General features: G+C 71.8%; 16 protein-coding genes. 7 read left to right on the top strand and 9 right to left on the bottom strand.

Features of this window, described 5'->3' with window-relative positions; translation table 11 throughout:
* Positions 1–195: 195 nt before the first annotated feature.
* Positions 196–3,141, top strand: coding sequence for a GAF domain-containing protein (locus ABD481_RS23690; RefSeq protein ID WP_344667936.1), 2,946 nt, complete (start codon positions 196–198; stop codon positions 3,139–3,141).
* Here the strand turns inward: ABD481_RS23690 and ABD481_RS23685 are convergent.
* Both ABD481_RS23685 and ABD481_RS23680 read right to left on the bottom strand, forming a co-directional pair.
* Complete coding sequence (locus tag ABD481_RS23685; RefSeq protein ID WP_344667935.1) at positions 3,112–4,569, bottom strand: purine-cytosine permease family protein; 1,458 nt, start codon at positions 4,567–4,569, stop codon at positions 3,112–3,114. The two genes, ABD481_RS23690 and ABD481_RS23685, sit on opposite strands and share 30 nt — an antisense overlap.
* 219 nt (positions 4,570–4,788) lie before the next feature.
* Positions 4,789–5,463, bottom strand: a complete 675-nt coding sequence (locus ABD481_RS23680; protein WP_344667934.1) for a response regulator transcription factor — start codon at positions 5,461–5,463, stop codon at positions 4,789–4,791.
* Positions 5,464–5,686: 223 nt separating this feature from the next.
* Between ABD481_RS23680 and ABD481_RS23675 the strand changes: the two genes are divergently transcribed.
* Positions 5,687–7,426 carry a helix-turn-helix transcriptional regulator gene (locus ABD481_RS23675; protein ID WP_344667933.1) on the top strand — a complete coding sequence of 580 codons (1,740 nt, stop codon included), beginning with the start codon at positions 5,687–5,689 and terminating at the stop codon, positions 7,424–7,426.
* Between the two features lie 435 nt (positions 7,427–7,861).
* Here the strand turns inward: ABD481_RS23675 and ABD481_RS23670 are convergent, their stop codons facing one another.
* Both ABD481_RS23670 and ABD481_RS23665 read right to left on the bottom strand, forming a co-directional pair.
* Positions 7,862–8,671 (bottom strand): tRNA(His) guanylyltransferase Thg1 family protein, encoded by an 810-nt coding sequence (locus tag ABD481_RS23670; RefSeq protein ID WP_344667932.1) that lies wholly within the window; start codon positions 8,669–8,671, stop codon positions 7,862–7,864.
* An 8-nt stretch (positions 8,672–8,679) separates the two neighbouring features.
* The gene (locus ABD481_RS23665) at positions 8,680–9,150 is read right to left on the bottom strand and encodes a MarR family winged helix-turn-helix transcriptional regulator (protein ID WP_344668029.1); all 471 of its coding nucleotides are present in this window, start codon (positions 9,148–9,150) and stop codon (positions 8,680–8,682) included.
* Positions 9,151–9,379: 229 nt separating this feature from the next.
* Between ABD481_RS23665 and ABD481_RS23660 the strand changes: the two genes are divergently transcribed.
* On the top strand, positions 9,380–10,108 hold the full coding sequence (locus tag ABD481_RS23660; protein WP_344667931.1) for a class I SAM-dependent methyltransferase: 729 nt from the start codon (positions 9,380–9,382) through the stop codon (positions 10,106–10,108).
* On the opposite strand, the gene ABD481_RS23655 is transcribed toward ABD481_RS23660, so the two are convergent.
* Together ABD481_RS23655 and ABD481_RS23650 are read right to left on the bottom strand one after the other, a co-directional pair.
* Entirely contained in the window at positions 10,095–12,059 is a 1,965-nt protein-coding gene (locus tag ABD481_RS23655; protein ID WP_344667930.1) for a LamG-like jellyroll fold domain-containing protein, read from the bottom strand. The two genes, ABD481_RS23660 and ABD481_RS23655, sit on opposite strands and share 14 nt — an antisense overlap.
* A gap of 222 nt (positions 12,060–12,281) precedes the next feature.
* Positions 12,282–13,322, bottom strand: coding sequence for a LacI family DNA-binding transcriptional regulator (locus ABD481_RS23650; RefSeq protein WP_344667929.1), 1,041 nt, complete (start codon positions 13,320–13,322; stop codon positions 12,282–12,284).
* A 152-nt stretch (positions 13,323–13,474) separates the two neighbouring features.
* On the opposite strand from ABD481_RS23650, the gene ABD481_RS23645 reads away from it, so the two are divergent.
* From ABD481_RS23645 to ABD481_RS23630, 4 genes are all read left to right on the top strand, one after another.
* On the top strand, positions 13,475–15,670 hold the full coding sequence (locus ABD481_RS23645; RefSeq protein WP_344667928.1) for a ricin-type beta-trefoil lectin domain protein: 2,196 nt from the start codon (positions 13,475–13,477) through the stop codon (positions 15,668–15,670).
* Between the two features lie 682 nt (positions 15,671–16,352).
* Positions 16,353–17,066, top strand: a complete 714-nt coding sequence (locus ABD481_RS23640) for a hypothetical protein (protein WP_344667927.1) — start codon at positions 16,353–16,355, stop codon at positions 17,064–17,066.
* Positions 17,067–17,196: 130 nt separating this feature from the next.
* The gene (locus ABD481_RS23635) at positions 17,197–18,267 is read left to right on the top strand and encodes a hypothetical protein (RefSeq protein ID WP_344667926.1); all 1,071 of its coding nucleotides are present in this window, start codon (positions 17,197–17,199) and stop codon (positions 18,265–18,267) included.
* Entirely contained in the window at positions 18,258–20,030 is a 1,773-nt protein-coding gene (locus ABD481_RS23630) for a copper resistance CopC/CopD family protein (protein WP_344667925.1), read from the top strand. Before ABD481_RS23635 ends, ABD481_RS23630 begins: the two co-directional genes overlap by 10 nt.
* 6 nt (positions 20,031–20,036) lie before the next feature.
* On the opposite strand, the gene ABD481_RS23625 is transcribed toward ABD481_RS23630, so the two are convergent.
* From ABD481_RS23625 to ABD481_RS23615, 3 genes are all read right to left on the bottom strand, one after another.
* Positions 20,037–20,516, bottom strand: coding sequence for an SRPBCC family protein (locus tag ABD481_RS23625; protein ID WP_344667924.1), 480 nt, complete (start codon positions 20,514–20,516; stop codon positions 20,037–20,039).
* A gap of 68 nt (positions 20,517–20,584) precedes the next feature.
* The gene (locus ABD481_RS23620) at positions 20,585–20,938 is read right to left on the bottom strand and encodes an ArsR/SmtB family transcription factor (RefSeq protein WP_344667923.1); all 354 of its coding nucleotides are present in this window, start codon (positions 20,936–20,938) and stop codon (positions 20,585–20,587) included.
* Between the two features lie 117 nt (positions 20,939–21,055).
* On the bottom strand, positions 21,056–21,495 hold a 440-nt coding region (locus ABD481_RS23615; protein ID WP_486323365.1), incomplete at its 5' end, for an ATP-binding cassette domain-containing protein.

Below are 21,495 nucleotides of genomic sequence, written 5' to 3'. Positions count from 1 at the left end.
GGGAGCGGTCGCGCTCCTGACCGACGCGCTGACGGCCGCCGACCGGGCCGCCGACTGACCCGCCGACCATTGCTGACGGACGGATGACTGATGCCCGGGCCGCGCCGCAGTGCGTAGCGTGGCCTGCGACGTACCCACGGTAAGTAGTGCTACCCGGCTTGCGCCGGACACCTTGATCGGCGGCAGACTGTGAAGGTGTCATTGAACTGCCTGATCGTCGACGACAGCGAAGAATACATAGCCTCGGCCACGAGCCTCCTCTCCTTGCAGGGCCTCCGCGTCCTGGGCGGCGCCCCCGACGGCGCCACCGCCCACCGGCTGGCCGCCGACCTCCGCCCGGACGTGGCCCTGGTCGACGTCGAGCTCGGCCCCGAGGACGGCCCCGACGTGGCCACCCGCCTCCTGGCCTCCGGCCTCGTCGCGCACGCCATCCTGATCTCCATCCGCGACGGCGACGAACTCGCCGACGCCGCCGGCCTGCCCTTCCTGCGCAAGGACGCGCTGGACGCCCGGGCGGTGGAGGCACTGGTGGCGGCCGGGCGGCCGACTTCGGGCCCGGCTTCGAGCTCCGGCGCCGACGGTGCGCTTGGCGGCGAACAGCAGATGACTGAGATCGCCGACTTGGCTGACGGCACGCACTCGGCCCACGCGACGGGCTTGACCGGCTCGACCTACCCGACGGGCCTGACCGGCTCGACCGACCTGGCCGACTTGACTCGCTCGACTCGCTCGACCCGCTTGGCTGACCCGGCCCGCTTGGCTCAGCCGACTGACCTGGTCAGCTCGGCCCACTCGGTTGACCCGGCTGACCCGACCCGCTTGGCCTATTTGGCTGCCTTGGCCCGCTCGGCCGCTGTCCTGGACTCAATGTCGCATGGCACTGACCTGGCCCAGCCCCCGATTCCCGCCACCGCCTCGGCCATCCCCTCCGAAGCCGACGCGATCCGCTCACCAGCTTCCGGCCACGTGCCGCCCCCGCCGACCGCCGCCCCCGCCGCACCCCCCTCCATCGCCCAACTCCAAGCCCTCACCCGCATCGCCGCCGCCGTGGCCCGCGGCGCCGAGCCCCAAGCCGTCTTCGCCGCCATCGCCGTCGAAGCCTCGCGCCTGCTGGCCGTCGAAGCCGTCAGCCTGATCCGCTACGACCCCGACCAGCGCGCCGTCACCAAGGTCTCCGGCACTCCGCACGCGCAGTCCCGGGCGCCCGAGGGCGCCGCGTGGCCGCTCGATCACTGCCCCGAGGCCGCGCGCGTTCTGCGTACCGGCGGCCCGGCGCGCGTCGACGACTGGTCCGTGCTGACCGGCCCGCTCGCGGAGCGCCATCGGGATTGCGGGTTCGGGGCGGCGGTGGCCGCGCCGATCATGGTCGACGGGGAGATCTGGGGTCTGCTGGCCGCCTATGGCCGTGCTGAGGAGACGCTGCCCGCCGGGTGCGAGCGGGACCTCGCGGGCTTCACCGATCTGATGGCCACCGCCGTCGCCAGCGTCCAGGCGCGGGTCCTGGCCGAGCGGCAGGGTGCGCTGCGCCGCGTCGCCACGCTCGTCGCCGAGGGCGCCGAGCCGCAGGCGGTGTTCACCGCGGTCGCGGAGCAGGCCTCGCGGCTGCTCGGGGTCGGCGCCGTCAGCCTCATCCGGTGCAATCCGGACCGGCGGACCCTCACCAAGATCTACGGCACCCACGGCAGCCGCTCCCCGGTCCCGGACGGCAGCACCTGGCCGCTGGAGCAGTGCCCCGAGGCGGTGCTGGTGCTGCGCACCGGCGGGCCGGCGCGGGTCGACGACTGGACCGACATCCCCGGGCCGGCCGCCGCCGGGCACCGCGATCAGGGCTTCGGGCAGGCGGTGGCCGCGCCGATCATGGTCGACGGTGGCGTCTGGGGCCTGCTCGCCGCCTACGGCGAGGCCGACGAGGTCCTGGCCGCCGGCTGCGAGCGCGACCTCGCCGACTTCACCGACCTGGTGGCCATCGCCATCGCCAACGTCCAGGTCCGGGACGAGCTGCGCGGCCTGGCCGAACGCCAGGGCGCCGCGCTGCGCCGCGTCGCCACCCTCGTCGCCCAGCGCGCGCCCTCGCTGGTCATCTTCAACTCCGTCGCCGCCGAGGCCAGCCGCGCGCTCGGGGTGCCGCGCGTCGACATCGGCCGCCGCCACGACGACGGCCGCGTCGGCCTGCTCGGCTCGCACGGCCGTACCGACCCCACCCAGGACGACGTCTTCAGCCTCGGCGGGGTGCTCGCCGCCGAGGCCGTGGCCGCCACCGGCCGCGCCGCCCGGATCGACGACTGGTCGCACCTCGCCGGACCCGAGGCCGCCGCCCTCGCCGCCGAGGGCTACACCTCCGTGGCCGCCGCGCCGATCCACGTCGACGGCGCGCTATGGGGCGTCATCGCGGTGCTCGCCGACCAGCCGCTGCGCGAGGACACCGCCACCCGCCTCACCGACTTCACCCACCTGGTGGCCGGCTCCATCTCCAACGTGCACGCCCGCGACAGCCTCATCGCCTCCCGGGCCCGCATCGTCACCGCCGGCGACGACACCCGCCGCCGCATCGAGCGCAACCTCCACGACGGCATCCAGCAGCGCGTCGTGGCCCTGTCGCTGAGCCTGCGCGCCGTCCGCATGCGCTATCCGCTGGCCCCCGACGTCGTCGCCGACCTCGACGAACTCGCCCACGACCTGGACAGCGTGCTGGAGGAGATCCGCGTCTTCTCCCAGGGCCTGCACCCGGCCCTGCTGTCCCGCTCCGGCCTCGGCCCCTCCCTGCGGGACCTGACCCGGCGCTCCCCGGTCCCGGTGGAGCTGGACGTTCCCGGCGGCCGGCGCTTCCCCGAACCCGTCGAGACCGCCGTCTACTACCTCGTCTCCGAGGCGCTCGCCAACGCCGTCAAGCACGCCGGGGCCTCGGTGGTGACCGTCGCCGTCGAGGCCGACGCGCACAGCGTCCGCGCCGTCGTCGCCGACGACGGCGTCGGCGGGGCCGTGCTCGGCCGGGGCACCGGCCTGACCGGCCTCGTCGACCGCGCCGAGGCGCTCGGCGGGCGGTTCACGCTCGACAGCCCGGCCGGCCGCGGCACCCGCGTGGTGATCGAGCTGCCGCTGGCGGCGCGGTCGTCAGGCCTGGCCGGGACGCTCGACGGCTGAGGCCGGGCCGTCGGCCGTGTTCTGGGCCGTGTTCTCGGCCGTGTTCTCGTACGTCGCGGCGGTTCCCGCCGGGAACCGCAACGCGATCACGGAGAAGACCACACCCGCGATCCCCCCGACCACCCACGAGATGTCGGTCCCGCCCAGGACCGACACCATCGGCCCGGTCAGATACGTCTGGTGGATGAAGGGGATCTGCACCAGCACCGCCAGCGCGTAGGCGGTCAGCCCGCGCCACTGGAAGGCGCCGTACCGCCCGCGCCGGCTGAAGAACGACTCCACGTCGTAGTCCCCGTGCCGGACGAAGTAGTAGTCGACCAGGTTGATCGCCGACCAGGGGATGAACACGTACAGCAGGACATTGAGGAAGTCCGACAGGTTCCCGACGAACGACCGGTAGCCCAGCAGCGCCGAGACCGTCCCGGCCGCGATCACCAGCACCGATCCGGCCACCCGCGTCCGCACCGAGTTCCGTACATCCCGGAAGCAGCTGACGATCCCGGCCACCGCCAGCATCCCGGTGTAGGAGTTCGCCACGTCCGACCCGACCAGGCTCACCGCCATGACCGGCAGCGCCCAGTCCCCGGCCACCTCCTGGACCGCCGCGACCGTCGAGTCCTCCGGCACGATCCCGGCCAGATAAGAACCCAGCGACGCGCACAGCAGCGTCGGGATCGCGCACCCCAGAACCACCGCCCAGAACGTGCGCGCCTTGTTCACCGCCGCCGGCAGATACCGCGAGTAGTCCGACACGTACGGCGCCCAGCTGACCATCGCGATCACGAACAGCCCGACGGCCGCGAAGAAGTGCGTGAACGACGGCGCCCGCGTCCCGGCGGCGGCCGCGGTCAGCGCGCGGCCGTCGGCCACCGCCTGGACGAACACCACCACGAACGTCGCGCCCAGCACCAGCGTCAGCCAGCGCTGCCAGCGGTGGATCCAGTCGTAGCCGGAGATCGTCAGCACCACCACCGGCACGGCCAGGATCGCGATCCAGGCCGGCACGCTCACCGAGCCCACCAGCAGATGCAGCGCGTCGGCCTGGATCACCAGCTGCGCGGCCAGGAACCCGAAGTCCAGCACGATCGACGCGGCGAACACGAACACCGCCCCGAAGAAGCCGAACTGCCCCCGGCTCTGGATCATCTGCGGCACACCGAGCCGGGGCCCCTGCACCGCGTGGAACCCGACCAGCAGCAACCCCACCACCGTGCCGGTCACCACCGCCAGCACCGCCCACACGAACGTCAGCCCCATCGAGACCGCCACCCCGCCCAGCACCACCGGGAAGATGTTCGCGTTCAGCGCGAACCACAGCGTGAACTGGTCGCGCACGCGGCCGTGGCGCTCCTCGTCCGGCACATGGTCGATCGAGCGGACCTCGATCCGTCCCGGGCCCCCGGGCCGGGGGCGGGCTGGCTCCGACATCGGCCCTGCTCCTTCACCATCGATCAGGCGTTTTACCCGGGAAGCATCCCAGGGCGCCGGAGCGGTCGGCAGTGCCGCTACCCGGCTTGCCCGAGGTAGTGCTAGCTGGAACTCGCCGCGATCGGCGCAGGTCGGTGCCGGTCGACGCGCGTCGGTGCGGGCCATGCCGGCCGCTGCGGACCGCCACCCGCCGACGCGCGCCGCAGCCGATCCGCACCGTCAGCGCGAATCCAGATACAGCAGAACCGCCAGCACCCGCCGATGGTCGTCCGTCGTCGCGGGCAGCCGCAGCTTGTTCATGATGCTGCGCACATGCTTCTCCACCGCGCCCTCGGTGACCCACAGCCGCTGCGCGATCCCGCTGTTCGACCGGCCCTCGGCGACCAGCGCCAGCACCTCGCGCTCGCGCGCGCTGAGCCCGTCCAGCGGATCGGACCGCCGCTGCTGCGCCAGCAACTCCTTCACCAGCACCGGATCGATCACCGCGTCGCCCTCGGCGATCCGCCGCAGCGCGTCCACCAAGTCCTCGCCCCGCGCGATCCGGTTCTTCAGCAGATAGCCGATCCGCTCCCCGCCGTCCAGGAAGTCGATCGTCGTCTGCACGTCGACATGCGCCGATAGCAGCAGCACCCCGGTCCCCGGGAACTCCGCCCGGATCGTCCGCGCCACCTCGGCGCCCTCGGCCGTGTGCGTCGGCGGCATCCGGATGTCCGCCACCACCACGTCCGGCCGCGCCGCCCGGACCGCCGCCAGCAACGACTCGGCGTCCGCGCCCCGCCCGACCACCTCGTAGCCGGACCCGGTCAGCATGCTGACGATCCCCTCCAGCACCAGCGGATCGTCGTCGGCGACGACGACCCGGGGCCGGGTTCCCGCCTCGGGCACGGTGGACATGGTCGAACCATAGCGCAGCTAAGGAACTGCTTGGATCACCCGGACTCCAGCTAGCAGGAGTACCCCGTTACCGGTACCACGACCCGGGAAAAGCACGCTGGCGGCAATGACCCCGGACCCGCCGCGGCGGGAGGGTGGGAAGCGTCGGCACCAGGGTGTCCGGCATGATCGGCAGCCCGGCACGATCGGCAGCCCGGCGACGGAGGGGACGCGAGGACGCCAGATGAACGAGACCGACGTGGCCACGGCCCCGGAATTCCGAACCCTGCTGGGCACCGCCTGGGAACTCGGCGGCGCCGGCCGCGAACCCGACGAGGAGGTCGCGGCGCTGTTCGAGCACGCCGCCGACGTCTTCCACCGCCGCGGCGACTGCTCCGGCGCGGTCACCGCCTTCACCCGCGCCGCCGAGCTCAGCGCCGCCGCGACCCCCCGCGCCCGCCGCTACGGCAAGGCCGCCCTGGTCAGCGGCGCCGTCGTCGGCGACCTGCGAGCCGCCGAATCCCTGCTCACCGGCGCCGGACCGGCCGGCACCGGACCCGCCGCCCCGCCCGAGGCGACCCTGGCCGACTCCACCATGGTGATGTTCTCCGACGGCGACGCCGACGCCGCCCACCGCCTGCTGCTCGCCGCCGTCGAGGCCTCCGACCCCGCGGCCGGCGACCCGGCCACCACCGAGGCCATGCTCGGCACCCTGCTGCTGATCTGCCACAACAGCGGCCGCGCCGAACTGTGGGAGACCTTCGAGACCTACCTGGCCAAGGCCGGCCACGACCGCTACGGCACCTGGTGGACCCGCGCCGTGCTGTCCTCCAACCCCACCCGGCTGGACGCCGCCGCCCTCGACGAGCTCGACGCCGACATCAGGGCCCTGAGCCAGAACCGCGACATCGCCGAGATCCTGCGCCTGGGCTCGGCCGCGGCCTTCGTCGACCGCCTGCCCGGCTGCCGCCGCGCCCTGCGCCGCGTCGCCCGGCTCGCGGCCGGCGCCGGCGCCGCCGTCTCGGTCATCTACGCCGACATCGAACTGGCCATGGAGGCCCACGCCACCGGCCAATGGGCCGAGGCCTGGGACCGGGGCCAGGAAGCCGCGCGGCTCGCCGACGAACGCGGGCAACGGCTGCTGTGCCTGGAGGCGCGCGCCGTCCTGGCCGCCGTGGCCGCCGACCGCGGCGACGCCGGCCCGGCCCGGGCCTACATCGACGAGGCGACCGCGTGGGCGGTCCCGCGCGGCGCCGGGTTCCTGCTCGGCAGCGCCCGGCACGCCGAGGTGCGGCTGGCCGTGGCCACCGGCGATTTCGAGGCCGCCTATCGGGCCGCGACCCGGATCAGCCCGGCCGGCCTGCTCGCGCCGTACGAGACCTACGCGCTGTTCGTCCATCTGGACCTCATCGAGGCCGCGCTGCACACCGACCGCCCCGACCAGGCCGCCGCGCACTCCGCCGCCGTCCACGCCTCCGGCCTGGCCCGCATCTCGCCGCGCCAGCGCATGCTGGTCACCGCGGGACGGGCCCTGGTGGCCGACGACGACGAAGCAGTGTCCTTGTTCGAGGCGGCGCTGGAGGTCGAGGGCACGTCGCCGTGGCCCTTCGACGTGGCACGCGTCCAACTCCTTTTCGGGGAACGGCTGCGCCGCATGCGCGAGGCCGCCCGCGCCCGCGTACACCTCGAAACCGCCATCGAAGTCTTCGAGCGTCTCGGAGCCGCGCCCTGGTCGGCGCGCGCGGCCGGAGAACTGCGCGCCACCGGCCAGGTGCGGGTCCGCCGTTCCTTCGGCACCAACGAAGCGCTGACACCGCAGGAACTCGAAATCGCTTTGCTCGCCGCGGCCGGACTGAGCAACAAACAGATCGGCACGCGCCTGCTGTTGTCGCATCGCACGGTCGGTGCGCACCTGTACCGGGTGTTCCCGAAGCTCGGCATCAATTCGCGCGCCGCCTTGCGCGACGCGCTGGCCGCACGCTGAATCGTTTACTCCGCGCCGGAAGACCGGTTTTCGGCGCGACGGAGTGATGCTCTGAAGGCCCGATGGTCGCAGCCGCCAATCCTGGCGAGCCCGCTCGCGCCATGCGTCGCTATGCCCGCGCCGAGGCCGGGCCGACCGGATGAGGGTTGCCGGGCCCGCTCACTCCGATCCGGTCACGGCGGCCCGACCTGATCCCGGGCCGCCGCGAGCGCTCGTAACGCTCGCGGCACCCCGCAGGTGCAAGGCCTTGGCGAATCGTCACCGATCCATTGGCAACGATCGGAATGGATCTCGTCCGCGCAGCGCGCCAGCTCGTCCAGCGAGCGCAGGGGGAGACGCGGCAGTAGGGGAAGCGGCTCATCGTGCACTGACACAGACTGTCGCAAGAGACTGACAGGCAGCGCGGCGGGGTTGTCCATCCCCGCGGCGGGGTGTTCATCCGTCCTGCGGTTCCGCCCCGTTGTTCGGCAGCACCGGAATCATCTCGGCGAGCCGGCTGCCCTCAGTGGCGGTGAAATGCGGCGCGGCCCGGGCTTCCCACCACGACCGCCAGACCTGCGCGGTCTCCGGCTCCCCGGTCTTCTTGTGCACGAACGCCACCTCCCGCTCCTCCGAAGTCCGGACCACCACGCGTCCTCGCTTGGCGCCGTCCGGGTAGGCCTCCCAGTCGACCCCGTGCTCGGCGGCCAGCATCTCCCGCCGCCGTCCGCTGTCCACGCCGTGCAGCCGCGCGGCCGGGAAGTTCGCCTCCGCGACCATCGTCAGACTGTTGCGCATCGCGTCCCGCTGCCGCCACACGAAGCAGTTGGCCACCTCGACCGCGTCCGGCAGCGGGAACACGCGGGCGTCGAACAGCGCCGGGCGGCGCGAGGGCCGGCCGGTGGCCCGGTAGGACGCGTTGAAGGCCGCGGTGGCGACGGCGGCCGCGATCGACACCTGCTTCTGCACCTCGCCGCCGAACCACGGGGTGGCGTCCGGGCCGGTGGCGTCCGCGACCAGCACGCTCACCTCGTCGGACTGCACGTAGCCGAACGCCGCGCCCTGGATCTCCTCGCACAGGGCGACGCCGGTCGCGTCCATGGCGGCCATGAACTCCGGGTCGAAGGGGCGCGGCGCCCCGCGCAGCAGCGTGTGGAACGCGCGGCCGTCGACGCGGATGACGGAGTAGCCGCGCGGCGGCAGCACGGTGCGGACGGCGGCCTCGTACGCCTTCATCCGGTCGCCGAGCCCGGTGCGGTCGTTCATGTCCGTTGTCACCTCCAGGTCGTTGGAACACTGTCCGGGCCGGACGGCGGTTCGCCGCCGGCCGCGCTGAACGCCTCCAGGGCCTCCACCAGCCGCGCCCGGTGCCCGGGCGCCATGCGCCCCACGATGCCGGAGATCTCGTGCCGCCGTCGAGCGGTGACCTGGTCGACCACCGCGTGGCCGGCCTCGGTCAGCCCCAGCATCGACTCCCGCCGGTTCTCGGGATTGGCCGAGCGGGTGAGCATCCCGGTCGCGGTCAGCCGCTCGGCCATCCGCATCGCGGTCGACGGATTCACGCCCAGGTGTTCGGCCAATCGGGTCAACCGCAGCGGCCCGCGCGAGGACAGCACCGCCAGGGTCCGGAACTGCGGCAGCGTCAGGCTGTCCCGCACCTCGTTCAGGGACCGCGCCGACACCGCGACCAGCAGCCGCGAGGCGGTCAGCACGGCCTCGGTCACCCGGTCGACGTCGGCGCCCAGGTCGAGGGGGTCGTAGGGGTCGAGGGGGTCGAGGGGGTCGTAGGGGTGGCCGGCGCCGCCGGCCACCGCACCGCCCGCGCCGCCGACCGAACCTTCGGTTTCGCGGTTCCCCTGCGCACTCACACTTCCAGTTCTACCGCTTTATCGCAGCACGCTGAATCGCGGCGTGACAATCGCCGCCCCGTCCCAGCTCTTGCACAAGGCAAACGTCAGGGGCAATGTGGAGTTTGTGGATCCGGCCAGCGCTCCGGCACCTCCCAGCGGCGACCGACGGCCGTCGCCGGTCGCCGCGCGCTTCGACCTGTGGTCCGCCGACTACGAGTCGAGCATCCTGCAGGACGCCTTCTACACGCGCCTGCACCACCACGCCCTGCACCTGGCCACGCACGCCAACCCGGCTCCTCGGCGCCTGCTGGACCTGGGCTGCGGCACCGGCCGCCTGCTGCGCGCCGCCGCGGCCCGGTTCCCGCAGGCCGACCTGGTCGGCGTCGACATCTCGGCGGGCATGCTGGACCGGGCCCGCGCCATGAGCGCCGGCCGGCGCTGCCCGACCTACCTCCTGGCCGACGCCGCGCGGCTGCCGGTCGCCGACCGCTCGGTCGACATCGTCACCTGCACCGCCACCAGCCACCACTGGCCCGAGCCGGAGGGGCCGCTGGCCCAGCTGCGCCGGGTCACCGCCGACGACGGCGTGCTGATCCTGGCGCACCTGCCGGGGATCGCGCCCTGGGACCTCAAACCCGCCGCCGGGGCCCGCCGCCAGAGCGTGCGCACCGGCACCTCCCGCCTCACGGCGCTCTTGGGCGACGCCGGGTTCCGCATCACCAAGGCCGCGCTGTACTCGGAGTGCCCGGTGATGCCGACGACCGTCGTGCTGTGCGCGCGGCCGGACAGTGCGCCGCGGCCGCGCGGTGTCATCAGGCTTCTGCGATCGGGCACCGACGCTACGCGTTCATGAACTCGTCGATCCGCAACGGCCGGTCCACGATCCGCACGTCCCCGATCCAGCCGTTGTGCACCTGGTTGATGGTCCCGGCGTACTCGTACCCGCCGAGCAGCCACGCGTGGTTCAGCGTGGTCAGCCCGACGGCCGGGGTCGAGGGGTTCCGGGCCAGTTCGCAGCCGTCCACGTACATCCGCGTCAGCCGGCCGTCGTTGACCACCGCGACGTGCCACCACTTGTCCAGCGGCAGCTCGTGGCCCCAGTTGGTCGAGGACCCGCTCTGGTTCAGCGGATACACGCACCACTGGAGTTCGCGGCCGCCGGACAGGCTCAGCGTCGCTATCGGCTCCTGCGGGTCGATGTTGGAGCCGGTCTTACCGGCCTCGCTGCTCATGCCCCAGCGGCTCAGCAGCGCGCTCCACGCGTTCTGCGACGAGTCCCAGTCCGCGGGCAGCTTGAAGAAGGCCTCGAAGGTGTATCCGTGCTCGAACGTCGCCGCGTTCAACGGCGCGTTCGGCACGGTCTGGAGCCACGCGCCGCGCGTCGGGTCGCCCTGGCCGGTGAACCGCAGGCTCCCGTGCCCCGGCTGGTCCGGATGGTGCTCGGTGGACCAGGCCAGCGGGCTGCCCGAGGTACCCGGCGCGAGCTCCTTCACCAGGTCGTTGCCCTTGCCGGACAGGTCCCAGATCACCTGCTGGTCGCCGAGCGCCCCGCCCTCGGCGCCTCCGTAGTCGAAGCGCCAGTACGCGACCGTGCCGCGCACCAGCATCTTGTTCGCCGGCCGGGCCGCTCGGGCGGGCACCGGCGCGAATCCGGAAAACCGCTGGTCGAAGTCGATCGGAACACTGAAGCGGTCCACCGCCGAGGTCAGTTCGATCTCCTGCCCGGCCAGCTCGTTCACCGGGTCCTGGCGGCCGGGGCCGTGGTGCCGGGCGTCGGCGAGCTCGCGGATCCACGGCGCGAAGGTCGACACGTCGATCGTGTTGCGCCGCAGGTCGAACCGGTAGGTGCGGATCATCGCCGCGCCGCCGTAGTAGCGGTCCTGGTAGTTGGTGATGTGGACGTGCACGTCGTGCCCGGCGGCGTTGCTCAGCGTCGTCGACCCCGGAGGCCAGTAGTGGCCGTTCAGCGTCAGGAACACCTGGTCGTTGTCCTTGATCAGCCCGTCCCAGAGCTGCTGGCCGTAGTCCGACAGATAGGCCTTGCCGGCGTCGTCGGCGTAGGCGATCTCGTGCGTGGTGACGATGACCGGCAGCTTCGGATGGTCCTTGATCACCTTGTTGGCCCAGGCGAACCCGGCCGGCGACAGCCGCCAGTCCAGCGCCAGCAGCAGCCACTGCCGTCCGCCGGCCCGGAAGACGTGGAAGGTGTTGTAGCCGTCGGGGCTGGCGCCGCCGAAGGTCGCCGACTTCGCGGCCCGCGCCTTGGTGAAGGTGCTGAGATACGGCGTCGATCCGCGCTGGTCGGTGCTGCCGGAGCCGACGTCGTGGTTGCCGGCCAGCACGCTGTAGGCGGCGCCCTTGCGGTCCAGCATCTCGAAGACCGAGCTCACCGCCGTGAACTCGCGGGCCTGGCCGTTCTGCGTGATGTCGCCGAGGTGCGCCAGGAACACGGTGTTGTCGTCGCCGTCACCGCTCAGGACGTGGCGGAACGAGGCCGCCAGCGGCGCCGGGTGGATGCGGTCCTCGTCGAACAGGTACTGGGTGTCGGGCATCACGACCAGCGTGAACACCGGGTTGTCCGGGTCCGGCCGCCAGGTGGTGCCGGCGCTGCTGGCGCTGCTGGCGGCCGCCGCGCTCGCTGCGGGGCCGAACACCGTTGCGCCGGAGGCCAGCGCCGTGGCACCGGCCCCGAGCAGTCCCGCGTTGCGCAGGAAGGCCCGGCGGCCGGCCGCGGCCAGTCCCGAGGAGTCGAACTCGGCAGTGCGGGGGCACTGGCAGTGGGGGTCTTCATGCACGTGGTCCATGGCAGCGAAGGTAGGTGCCGCCGAGGAACGCCCGTGGTTCGCGCCGTTCAAGACCAGCCGAACATCGGTGAAACGCGTTAGTCGGCGCCGCTCGCGCGGTTGCTCACGGCACCGATCACTGCGCCGCTCACGTCGTCGACCGCCGTGCCGCTCACTGCGCTGCTGCCGCGCTGCTCGGTCCGCTGCTCACTGCGCTGCTCAGTCCGCTGCTCACGCCGCCGATCACCGCGCTGCTCCCTCCCCGCCGCCCGGTACGTCACCGTCCGCCACCGTGCTCCCGCGCACCACCAACTCGGTCGCGAGTTCGATGTGCAGCGCGTCCAGCGCCTGCCGCTCCAGCAGCCGCGTCAGCATCGTCACCGCTATCCGGCCCATCTCCCGCAGCGGCTGCCGCACCGTCGTCAGCATCGGCGCCGTCGCCAGGCTCATCTCGCTGTCGTCGAACCCGGTCACCGCCAGGTCCCGCGGCACCCGCAGCCCGCGTTCGGCCGCCGCCTGGAACACCCCGACCGCGACCTTGTCGTTGAAGCACACGATCGCGGTCGGCCGCTCGGGCAGGTCCAGCAGCTCGCCGCCGGCCGCGACGCCGGTGAAGATCGCCGGCTCCCCGTGCCGCACCAGCTCCGGCCGGCCCAGCAGCCCGGCCTCGGACAGCGCCGCCAGGTGCCCGGCGATCCGGTCGGCCCCGGTCAGCCAGTCGGCCGGTCCGGAGATCACCCCGATCCGGCGGTGTCCGCGCTCCATGAGGTGCCGCGTGATCGCGCGCGCCCCGGCGGTGTGCGCCGCCGCGATCGACACCATGCCGCGCGGCACCGGTTTGCGCGGGTCGACGATCACCACCGGGAACCGGCGCCGTTGCAGCAGTTCGAGGTCCTCCACGCTCTCCGGCGGCAGGATCAGGATCGCCCCGGCCGCGGTGCGCGAGCCCGGCAGCTCCTTGACGACCGGCGCCGCCAGCCGCGAGTCGCCGACGTCGAGCAGCACCTGCCGCCCGGCCAGCGCCAGCGTCTCGGCCGCGGAGGTGACCAGACCGCCGAAGTAATCGCTGAGCTGGTACGGGCAGCGCACCAGGATCGGCAGCTCCGGCTTCGGCATCCGGGGCCGGGTCTGCGGCGTGGCGCCGCCGAGCCGCTCGATCGCCTCGGTCACCCGCCTCCGCGCGCTCTCCGACACCTGCCCCTGCGCGTTGATCACCCGGGAGACCGTGGCGATCGACAGTCCTGACTCCTCGGCGACCGCCCGGACCGTGACCTTGTCCGCCACTGGCGTCTCCCTCCTCGGACAGCTGTTGGAACAGTGGTTTGTTTCAGCCCTATTCAAGCATTGACGCACTGGTCACGCGTTGCTTCACTGCCTCATCAGAACGCGATGTTACGGAATCGTTTCTGTAACAACCCAGGAATGGAGAGGAAGACATGACCAGATCAGGACTGGCCCGCTCCCGCCTGCCCGTCGCCCTGCTGGGTGCGCTGGCCCTGATAGCCGGCTTGCTGGCGGTGGCTCAGGTCGCCAGCGCGGGCCGGGCCCAGGCCGCCACGAACCCCGTCGGCCAGATCGTCGGCTACCAGGGGCTGTGTCTGGACGACAAGTCCGCGTCCACCGCGAACTTCAACCCGATCACGGTCTACACCTGCAACGGCACCGCCGCGCAGAGCTGGACGGTCGACACCACGGGCCACACGCTCCAGGTGCTCGGCAAGTGCCTGGACATCAACGGCGGCGGCACGGCCAACGGCACCGCGGTCGACCTCTACGACTGCAACGGCACCGGGGCCCAGGTCTGGATCCCGCAGGCCAACACCACGCTGCTGAACCCGCAGTCCGGACGCTGCCTGGACGACACCGGCTGGTCCACCACCCCCGGCACCCAGGTCCAGATCTGGGACTGCGCCGGCGGTGCGAACCAGCAGTGGGCGCTGCCGACCGGCGGCGGTGGCGGCGGCGGCCCCACCCCGGACTTCGGCCCGAACGTCACGGTCTTCGACCCCTCGATGGCCACCTCGACCATCCAGGCGAAGATCAACAGCGTGTACAACACGCAGGCCAACAACGAGTTCGGCACGCAGCGCAACGCCCTGCTGTTCGCTCCGGGCACCTACAACGTCGACATCCCGGTCGGCTACTACACCCAGGTGTCAGGGCTCGGGCTCTCCCCGACCGGCGTCAACATCACCGGCGGCGGCGTCCACGTCCAGGGCCACACCGCGGACGGCAACGCCACCCAGAACTTCTGGCGCGACGTCGAGAACATGTCGGTGACGCCGAGTTCGGGCAGCACCATGTGGGCGGTGTCGCAGGCCGACCCCTTCCGCCGGATGGACGTCCACGGCAGCCTGCTGCTCTACGACAACATCCACGGCAGCGGCGGCAACTGGTCCAGCGGCGGCTACGTCGGCGACTCCCGGGTGTCCGGGCAGATCGTCTCCGGCACCCAGCAGCAGTTCCTGACCCAGGACACCGCGATGAACGGCGGCTGGACCGGGTCCAACTGGAACATGGTCTTCGTCGGCGACACCAACGCGCCGTCCACCACGTTCCCCAACCCGCCGTACACCACCGTCGCGCAGACCCCCACGGTGCGCGAAAAGCCCTACATCTACATCGACTCCGCCGGCACCTGGCAGGTGTTCGTGCCGGCCCTGCGCACCAACGCCCAGGGTCCGGACTGGACCAACGGCACCCCGCCGGGCACCTCGATCCCGGTCAGCCAGTTCTACATCGTCAAGCCGGGCGACACCTCCAGCACGATCAACGCCGCGCTGTCGGCCGGCAAGAGCCTGATCGTCACCCCCGGCGTCTACCACCTGGCCTCGGCCCTGAACATCACCAACCCCAACACCGTCGTGCTCGGTCTGGGCCTGGCCACCCTGGTCCCGGACAACGGCAACGCCGCCATCACCACCGCCGACGTCGACGGCATCGACATCGCCGGCCTGCTGATCAGCGCCAACTCCACCAACTCGGCCACCCTGATGCAGATCGGCCCCGGGGCCTCCGGCACCAGCCACGCCGCCAACCCGACGGTCCTGCAGGACGTGTTCTTCCGCGTCGGCGGCGACCAGGCGGCCCGGGCCACCCAGAGCCTGGTCGTCAACAGCAACGACGTGATCGGCGACGACCTCTGGCTCTGGCGCGCCGACCACTCCAACGGGGTGGGCTGGAACACCAACCCGGCGGCCAACGGCCTGATCGTCAACGGCAACAACGTGACGATGTACGGCCTGGCGGTCGAGCACTACCAGCAGTACCAGACCGAGTGGTTCGGCAACAACGGCCGGACCTACTTCTACCAGAGCGAATGCCCGTACGACGTGCCGAACAACGGCAGCTGGACCCCCGGCGGCGGCACGGTCGGCTACGCGTCCTACAAGGTCGGCTCCTCGGTGACCTCCCACCAGGCCTGGGGGCTGGGCGTCTACGCCTACTTCCGGGACAACCCCTCGGTGGTGCTGGACCACGCCATCGAGACGCCGACCGGCGGGGGCATCGCGTTCCACGACATGGTGACGACCGTGCTCGGCGGCGACGGCACGATCAACCATCTGATCAACGGCAACGGCGGCCAGGTGACACCGAGCCACAACGTGGCCTATCTGGTGAGCGGCCCGTGATCTTGTCCTGAGCGAGGCAGGACGAGGCGGGCGGCGGGGATCATTCCCCCGCCGGCCGTTTGTATTGGGGCGGAGGCGCGACGGAAGTCGCTAAGGAAGCGCCGGCCGGCTTTGACCGAGCTTTGACTTACCTTGACGCGAATTTTGATCGGCCGGCATTCGGGTCCGTCCCCAAAATCAAACGCCGAACTCCGCAACCGAACAGCGAACCGCACACCGCACGGCGCCAGTCGTCTGATTCGCCCGTGATCCCTGGCTCCGCATCCACCGCACCTCCACCACCACCCCCAACCTGCACACATCGGGGGCCCCTTGCGTGTCCCTGGCGTGGCCCTTTCACGCAAACGCCTGACATGGGTCTAGACCTAATGGACTAGACCAAGTCTCCGAAAACTCTTGACGCGGCTGATGCAGAGCAGTAGACCTTCCATGACAACCCGTTATCCGCATGGCAAACCTCGAATATGCGGATCGACAACATTTCGCGCTTCACGGTACGTGCGGGCCGACGACGACGCTGCTTTCCCTCAATCCCACCCAGGGCGTCGACGGAGGACGTGGGGCGGCTGTCAGCGCCCTGCCCCGACGGGGGCACCGGCGCCGTGCCACGGCACCACCCCGGTTTCCGGCACCCAGGCCGGAAACCGTCCCTGAGCTCGACGCTTGGAGAAAGGAAACCCGCATGCCACGCATCTCGACCCGCCGCGGGCTGGCCGCCGGACTGGCCACCGCAGCGCTCGCGGCCGGTATCGCCGCCCTGGGCAACGGCGGCAGCGCCGTCGCCGACAGCAACTCCACGACCGCGGTCTCGGCCGGCCCGGCCAGCTACACGCAGGCCACGGCGACCGGCTCGCCGTCGCAGTACAGCTCGCCCCTGGAGCGTTGCGCCAACGGTGTGAACCACCCGATCAGCGGCGCCAACCCGATCCTCAGCGAGCCGCTGACCACCGCGTTCACCAGCAACGTGGGCCTGTCGGAGTCGGTCTCCTTCGCCGGCAACCAGTGGTACGGCGACTGGACCTTCACCTTCACCAACACCAGCACCCAGACGCTGTCCACGGACTGCGCGGTGCTGATCTGGCGCGCCCCGTCCAGCTCGGACGACCACGGCTACGGCGCCTCCGTGGCCTACGGCCACCCGCAGCAGGACTACCTGGAAGTGCCGCGCGGCGACGGCACGTCCTTCTACGTCGCCCGCCTGGGCTTCCACGACGTGACCCTGGCCCAGCGCCAGGTCCCGCCGGGCGGCACCTTCACCTACCGGTGGGGTGGCGCGGGCAGCTCGGCGATCACGATGAACCAGATCCGTGACTCGCTCCGGTTCACCGCGGACCTCAACCTGTCCGCGAACCAGTCGCTGGTGCTGAAGTACGGCACCGACCGGCTGACCAACTAAGCCCCGGCCCGGGGCGGCGGCGTGTGCCGGCCCGCCGCCCCGGTAACCGGTTGACCCCGCGTCGACCGGCCCCGAAGCCGGCGCGACCCCTGATCCACTGACAACTGCTTTGAGCGCGGAGGAATGGACGATGCGCGCTGCGCGCCTGGCAGCCGCCGGCGACGATCGTGAGAACCGCGAGAACCGCGAGAACCACGACGATCGTGACGCCCGGTCCGCGCCGGCGTTCGACAGCGGCTCCTCTGTTTCCGGCGCGGTGCGGGCGACCGCCGGCGGCGACGATCGTGATGATCGTGAGGGCCGGTCTGCGGCGGTGCCCGATGGTGCTGGCGCGATGCGGCTTGCGACTAGCGGCGATGATCGTGGTGCCCGGTCTGCGGCGGTGTCCGGTAGTGCCGCCTCTGTCTCCGGCGCAGCGCGGCTGGCGGCTGCTGGCGATGACGATCGTGAGGCCCGCTCTGTCGCGGTGCCCGATGGTGCTTCTTCCCCTTCTGGCGCGGTGCGGCTCGCGGCTGGCGGCGACGATCGTGAGGCCCGGTCTGTCGCCGCTTCCCATGGCGGGTCCTCCGCCCTCGGTTCGGGTCTCGGCACGGTGACCGGCTCTGATTCCGGCACCGATGCCGATGCCGAGCGTGCGGATGGTCAGACTCCTGATTCGGCTGTCGAGCCCCGCCGATTCTTCTTCGGCCTGCACAGCAAGGCCGCCGGCTGGTGGTTCCTGCTCGCGGTGATCCTGGCCGTCGTCGCCGCCAACGCGCTGCTCGCGCACTGGTCGGCCCCCGATCGTCCGCGCGAGGTCGGCTCGCAGTCCGGGAGCGCCGCGCCCGCGCAGCCCGATCCGCTTCAGGCCACCTCCATCGCGCAGCGCGAGTTCGGCCAACTCTCCGGCGGCGGCTGGGCCCAGGCGTGGCAGCTCTGGTCGGACTCGGCTCGCGGCACCCTGACCCAGGCCGACTTCGTCCGCCTGAACACCGAATGCCGCCCGGCCCTCGGCGTCCCCTACGTCATCGACTCGACGACCACCATCGACGCCACCACCGTGGCCGTCGCCTGGCACCAGGCAGCCACGGCCGGCAGCTCGACCGTCGTCTACGAGAACGGCGCCTGGCACTTCGTCCCCGACGCCCAGACCCTGGCCGCCTACCACCAGGGCGTCGACCGGCTGATCAGCGACCGGAAGGCGGCCGGTCAATGCCACTGATCGGCTTCCGCCCGGTCGGTCTCCGCCGGTTCGAGTTCTGCCAGACCGACCTCCGGCTGATCGGCTTCCGCCTCACCGCGTTTCGCCTCACCCGCGCCCACTGCTCGACCGTTCGCTGCTCGGCCGCCCACTGCTCGACCGCCCACTGCCCGACCGCCCGCCGCCCGACCGCCCATCGCCCCCGCCCCCGCCGCCGCGCCCTCCTCACCATCCCCCTCCTCGCCTCGGCCCTCCTGCTCGCCGCCGCTCCCCAAGCCTCCGCCCACGCCGAACTCGCCGCCTCCGACCCGGCCGGCGACGCGGTCCTGACCAGCGAACCGGCGCAGATCACCCTCACCTTCACCGAGGAAGTCGACCTTCGCCTGAGCGCCGTCAAAGTCGTCGGCCCCGACGGCCGCCGCCTCGACTCCGGCGCCCTCCGCCCCGGCCCGACCGGCGCCGACTCCCTCGTCGCGGTCCTCACCCCGGACCAGACCCGCGGCACCTTCAGCATCCTGTGGCAGGTCACCGCCTCCGACGACGGCCACGCCACCTCCGGCCACCTCACCTTCGCCGTCGGCGCCCCGAGCACGCCCGCCGCGGTCCTGGGCCTCGGCCGCGACCACGTCACCAGCGCCCTGTCCGACGCCGCCCAATGGTCCGCTTTCGTCGGCCTGGCCCTGGTCAGCGGCCTCCTCGTCCTGCGGCCCCGCCGCGCGCCGTCCGATGAGGCGCACCTTCGCCCGCTCGGCGGCGCGAGCGCCGGAGAAGCGCCGCCCCGGCCGTCGGCCGCATTGCTGATCCGCCAGGACGCGGGCCTCGTTGCCGTGGGCCAGGAGTCGTTCCCGCCCGGCACGCCCGCCGACGCGCTGTCGACCTCGGGCGGTCAAGGCGTGGCCCTGGCCCGGACTCCGCGCCCGATCACCGCGTTCCTCGAAGTCCTCGACGCCCTTCCCTCCCGAGCGGCCATCGCCGCGGGGGTCCCCGACGCCGCCGACCTGTCGGCCGACGAGGACGCCGCCGCCACCGACCCGGCCCGCGCCTTCCCGATCTGGCCCGCCACCGTGGGCTGGATCCTGCTCCTCGCCGCCACCGTGCTCCAGATCCTGACCTACGCCCCGGCCTCCCGCGGCCTGTCGCCCTCGCACCTCTTCGATCGCTCCCTGCTCGCCGCGACCCTCGCCACGCGCAGCGGCCACGCGCTCATGGCCCGCATCGCGATCCTCGCCCTCGGCGCGTTCGTCGGCGACGCCGTCATCCGCCGCACTCACAGCCCTCTGCTTCCCCTGGGCTTCACCATCGCCGTCGCCGCGACCTGGGGCACCACCGGCCACGCCGCCACCGACAGCGTCGCGCCGCTCTCCATGGCCGCGCTGACGCTGCACGTCGCGGCCATGGCCCTGTGGCTCGGCGGCCTCGCCATCCTGGTCCTGCTGCTGTTCACCGAGGCCGGCGCCACCATCGCCGCGACCGCCGCGCGGTTCTCCCGGCTGGCTCTCGCCGCCGTATCCGTCCTCGTCCTCACCGGCCTGTACCAGGCCTGGCGCGAGCTCGATGGAATCAGCTCCCTGACGGACTCCACCTACGGCCGCGTGCTGGTGCTGAAAGTCGCGCTGCTCCTGGCGGTCCTCGGTGTCGCGTCCCGTTCCCGCGCCCGCGTCACTCGCTGGCGCGACGGCAGCGAGGCGGCGCTGCGGGGGAGTGTCCTCGTCGAGCTGGTCGGCGTCGCGGCGCTGATCGTGCTGGCGGTCCTGCTGGCCGGCAACCCAGCGCCGCGTTCCTGAAGCCGCTCAGCTCGATTTCTTCAGATACCGCGCCAGACTCGCCAACTGATCCCGCGTCCCCGCCTCGCGATACTTCGGCTCGTCCAGCCCGTCGAGATACGCGCCCTGCTCCGTCAGCACGAGCCGCGTCCCGTCCTCGATCGGCGTCAGCTCGATGGTCGCGACCGTCACCGACATCGGCTTCCGGTTCAGATACATCTGCGTCGTCGCGACGATCCGCCGGTCCGACACAATGTCCTGATAACAGCCCTCGTACACGATCTCGACGCCGTCGGCCATGCTGACCGCCAGCCGCTCCTTGCCGCCCACCCGGAAGTCCAGATCCAGCGGCTCGACGACGCTCGCGCCCTCCGGCAGCGCGACGAACCACGGCGTCTTCGCCTGCTTCGACGCCCACGCCGCGAAGACTCGCTCCGGACTCACCGGATAGGTGTGTTCGAGTACGAAGGTGCTGTGCGTGACGGTGTGATCAACGATCTCGGTCATGATCCTGCTCCGTTCTCTACTGCGTATTGCCAACCACTGCGTACTGCCTTCTTACTTCTTCCTTCTGCCTACTTCTCCTCCTTCTCCTCCTTCTCCTCCGTCTCATCAGCGAGAAGCTCTCCGAGCCGCTCCAGCCGCCTCTCCCACAGCGTGCGCTGTCCCGCGAACCACTCCTCGGTCCGTCGCAACACCGCCGGCTCCACCCGGCAGGTCCGCACCCGCCCGACCTTCTCGCTCCGCACCAACCCGCTGCCCTCCAACACCTGGAGGTGCTGGACGACGGCGGCGAGCGACATGGGCAACGGCTCCGCGAGCTGACTCACCGACGCCGGGCCCCGCACCAGCCGCTCGACGATGGCGCGCCTCGTCGGATCGGCCAGCGCCTGGAAGACCCGGTCCAGATCCGGGTCATGCTTAAGCATGTACTTAAGTGTAGGTGCTCGCCGTCAATAGTCAAGGAGATGCTTAAGTATTAGGGCGAAAGAAACGCCGTGCCCCGCTGTTCCAGCAGGTCACGGCGTTTCCGGAGCTGTCGGCTCTCAGCCCTCCAAGCGCTCGCCGCTGGTGGTGGAGAACAGGTGGGTCTCGTGCCCGTGCGGCTTGGCGTAGAGGGTGTCGCCCTTCAGCGGCACCGCCCGCGCGTCGACCCGGATGATGAGGTCCACGTCCTGTTCGCCGACTCTCGCCGAGGTGTAGGCGAAGGCGTCGGCGCCCAGTTCTTCGACCAGGTTGACTTCCATGGAGATGGCGCCTTCGGCGTTGCCGACCAGGTCGAAGGATTCCGGCCGTACGCCCAGGGTCAGTGTCTGTGCGCCGCCGGCCACGGCCTGGTCCAGGGCTTCGCGTGCGACTGGGACGACCAGGCCGTCGAGTTGTACGCCGCCGTCGACGATCGGGACTTCGATGAGGTTCATGGCGGGGGAGCCGATGAACCCGGCGACGAATACGTTCGCGGGCTTCTCATACATTCCGCGTGGGG

This window comes from Catenulispora yoronensis (assembly GCF_039531695.1).
GTDB classification, from domain to species: Bacteria; Actinomycetota; Actinomycetes; order Streptomycetales; family Catenulisporaceae; genus Catenulispora; species Catenulispora yoronensis.
The sequence above is the reverse complement of the archived record's forward strand: the minus strand, read 5'-3'. Positions and strand labels throughout refer to the sequence as shown.

Coding starts and splice junctions, on each gene's coding strand:
- ABD481_RS23630 (WP_344667925.1), top strand. CDS start 18,258: ATGCCACTGATCGGCTTCCGCCCGGTCGGTCTCCGCCGGTTCGAGTTC.
- ABD481_RS23635 (WP_344667926.1), top strand. CDS start 17,197: ATGCGCGCTGCGCGCCTGGCAGCCGCCGGCGACGATCGTGAGAACCGC.
- ABD481_RS23655 (WP_344667930.1), bottom strand. CDS start 12,059: ATGGACCACGTGCATGAAGACCCCCACTGCCAGTGCCCCCGCACTGCC.
- ABD481_RS23620 (WP_344667923.1), bottom strand. CDS start 20,938: ATGCTTAAGCATGACCCGGATCTGGACCGGGTCTTCCAGGCGCTGGCC.
- ABD481_RS23645 (WP_344667928.1), top strand. CDS start 13,475: ATGACCAGATCAGGACTGGCCCGCTCCCGCCTGCCCGTCGCCCTGCTG.
- ABD481_RS23685 (WP_344667935.1), bottom strand. CDS start 4,569: ATGTCGGAGCCAGCCCGCCCCCGGCCCGGGGGCCCGGGACGGATCGAG.
- ABD481_RS23625 (WP_344667924.1), bottom strand. CDS start 20,516: ATGACCGAGATCGTTGATCACACCGTCACGCACAGCACCTTCGTACTC.
- ABD481_RS23670 (WP_344667932.1), bottom strand. CDS start 8,671: ATGAACGACCGCACCGGGCTCGGCGACCGGATGAAGGCGTACGAGGCC.
- ABD481_RS23640 (WP_344667927.1), top strand. CDS start 16,353: ATGCCACGCATCTCGACCCGCCGCGGGCTGGCCGCCGGACTGGCCACC.
- ABD481_RS23675 (WP_344667933.1), top strand. CDS start 5,687: ATGAACGAGACCGACGTGGCCACGGCCCCGGAATTCCGAACCCTGCTG.
- ABD481_RS23680 (WP_344667934.1), bottom strand. CDS start 5,463: ATGTCCACCGTGCCCGAGGCGGGAACCCGGCCCCGGGTCGTCGTCGCC.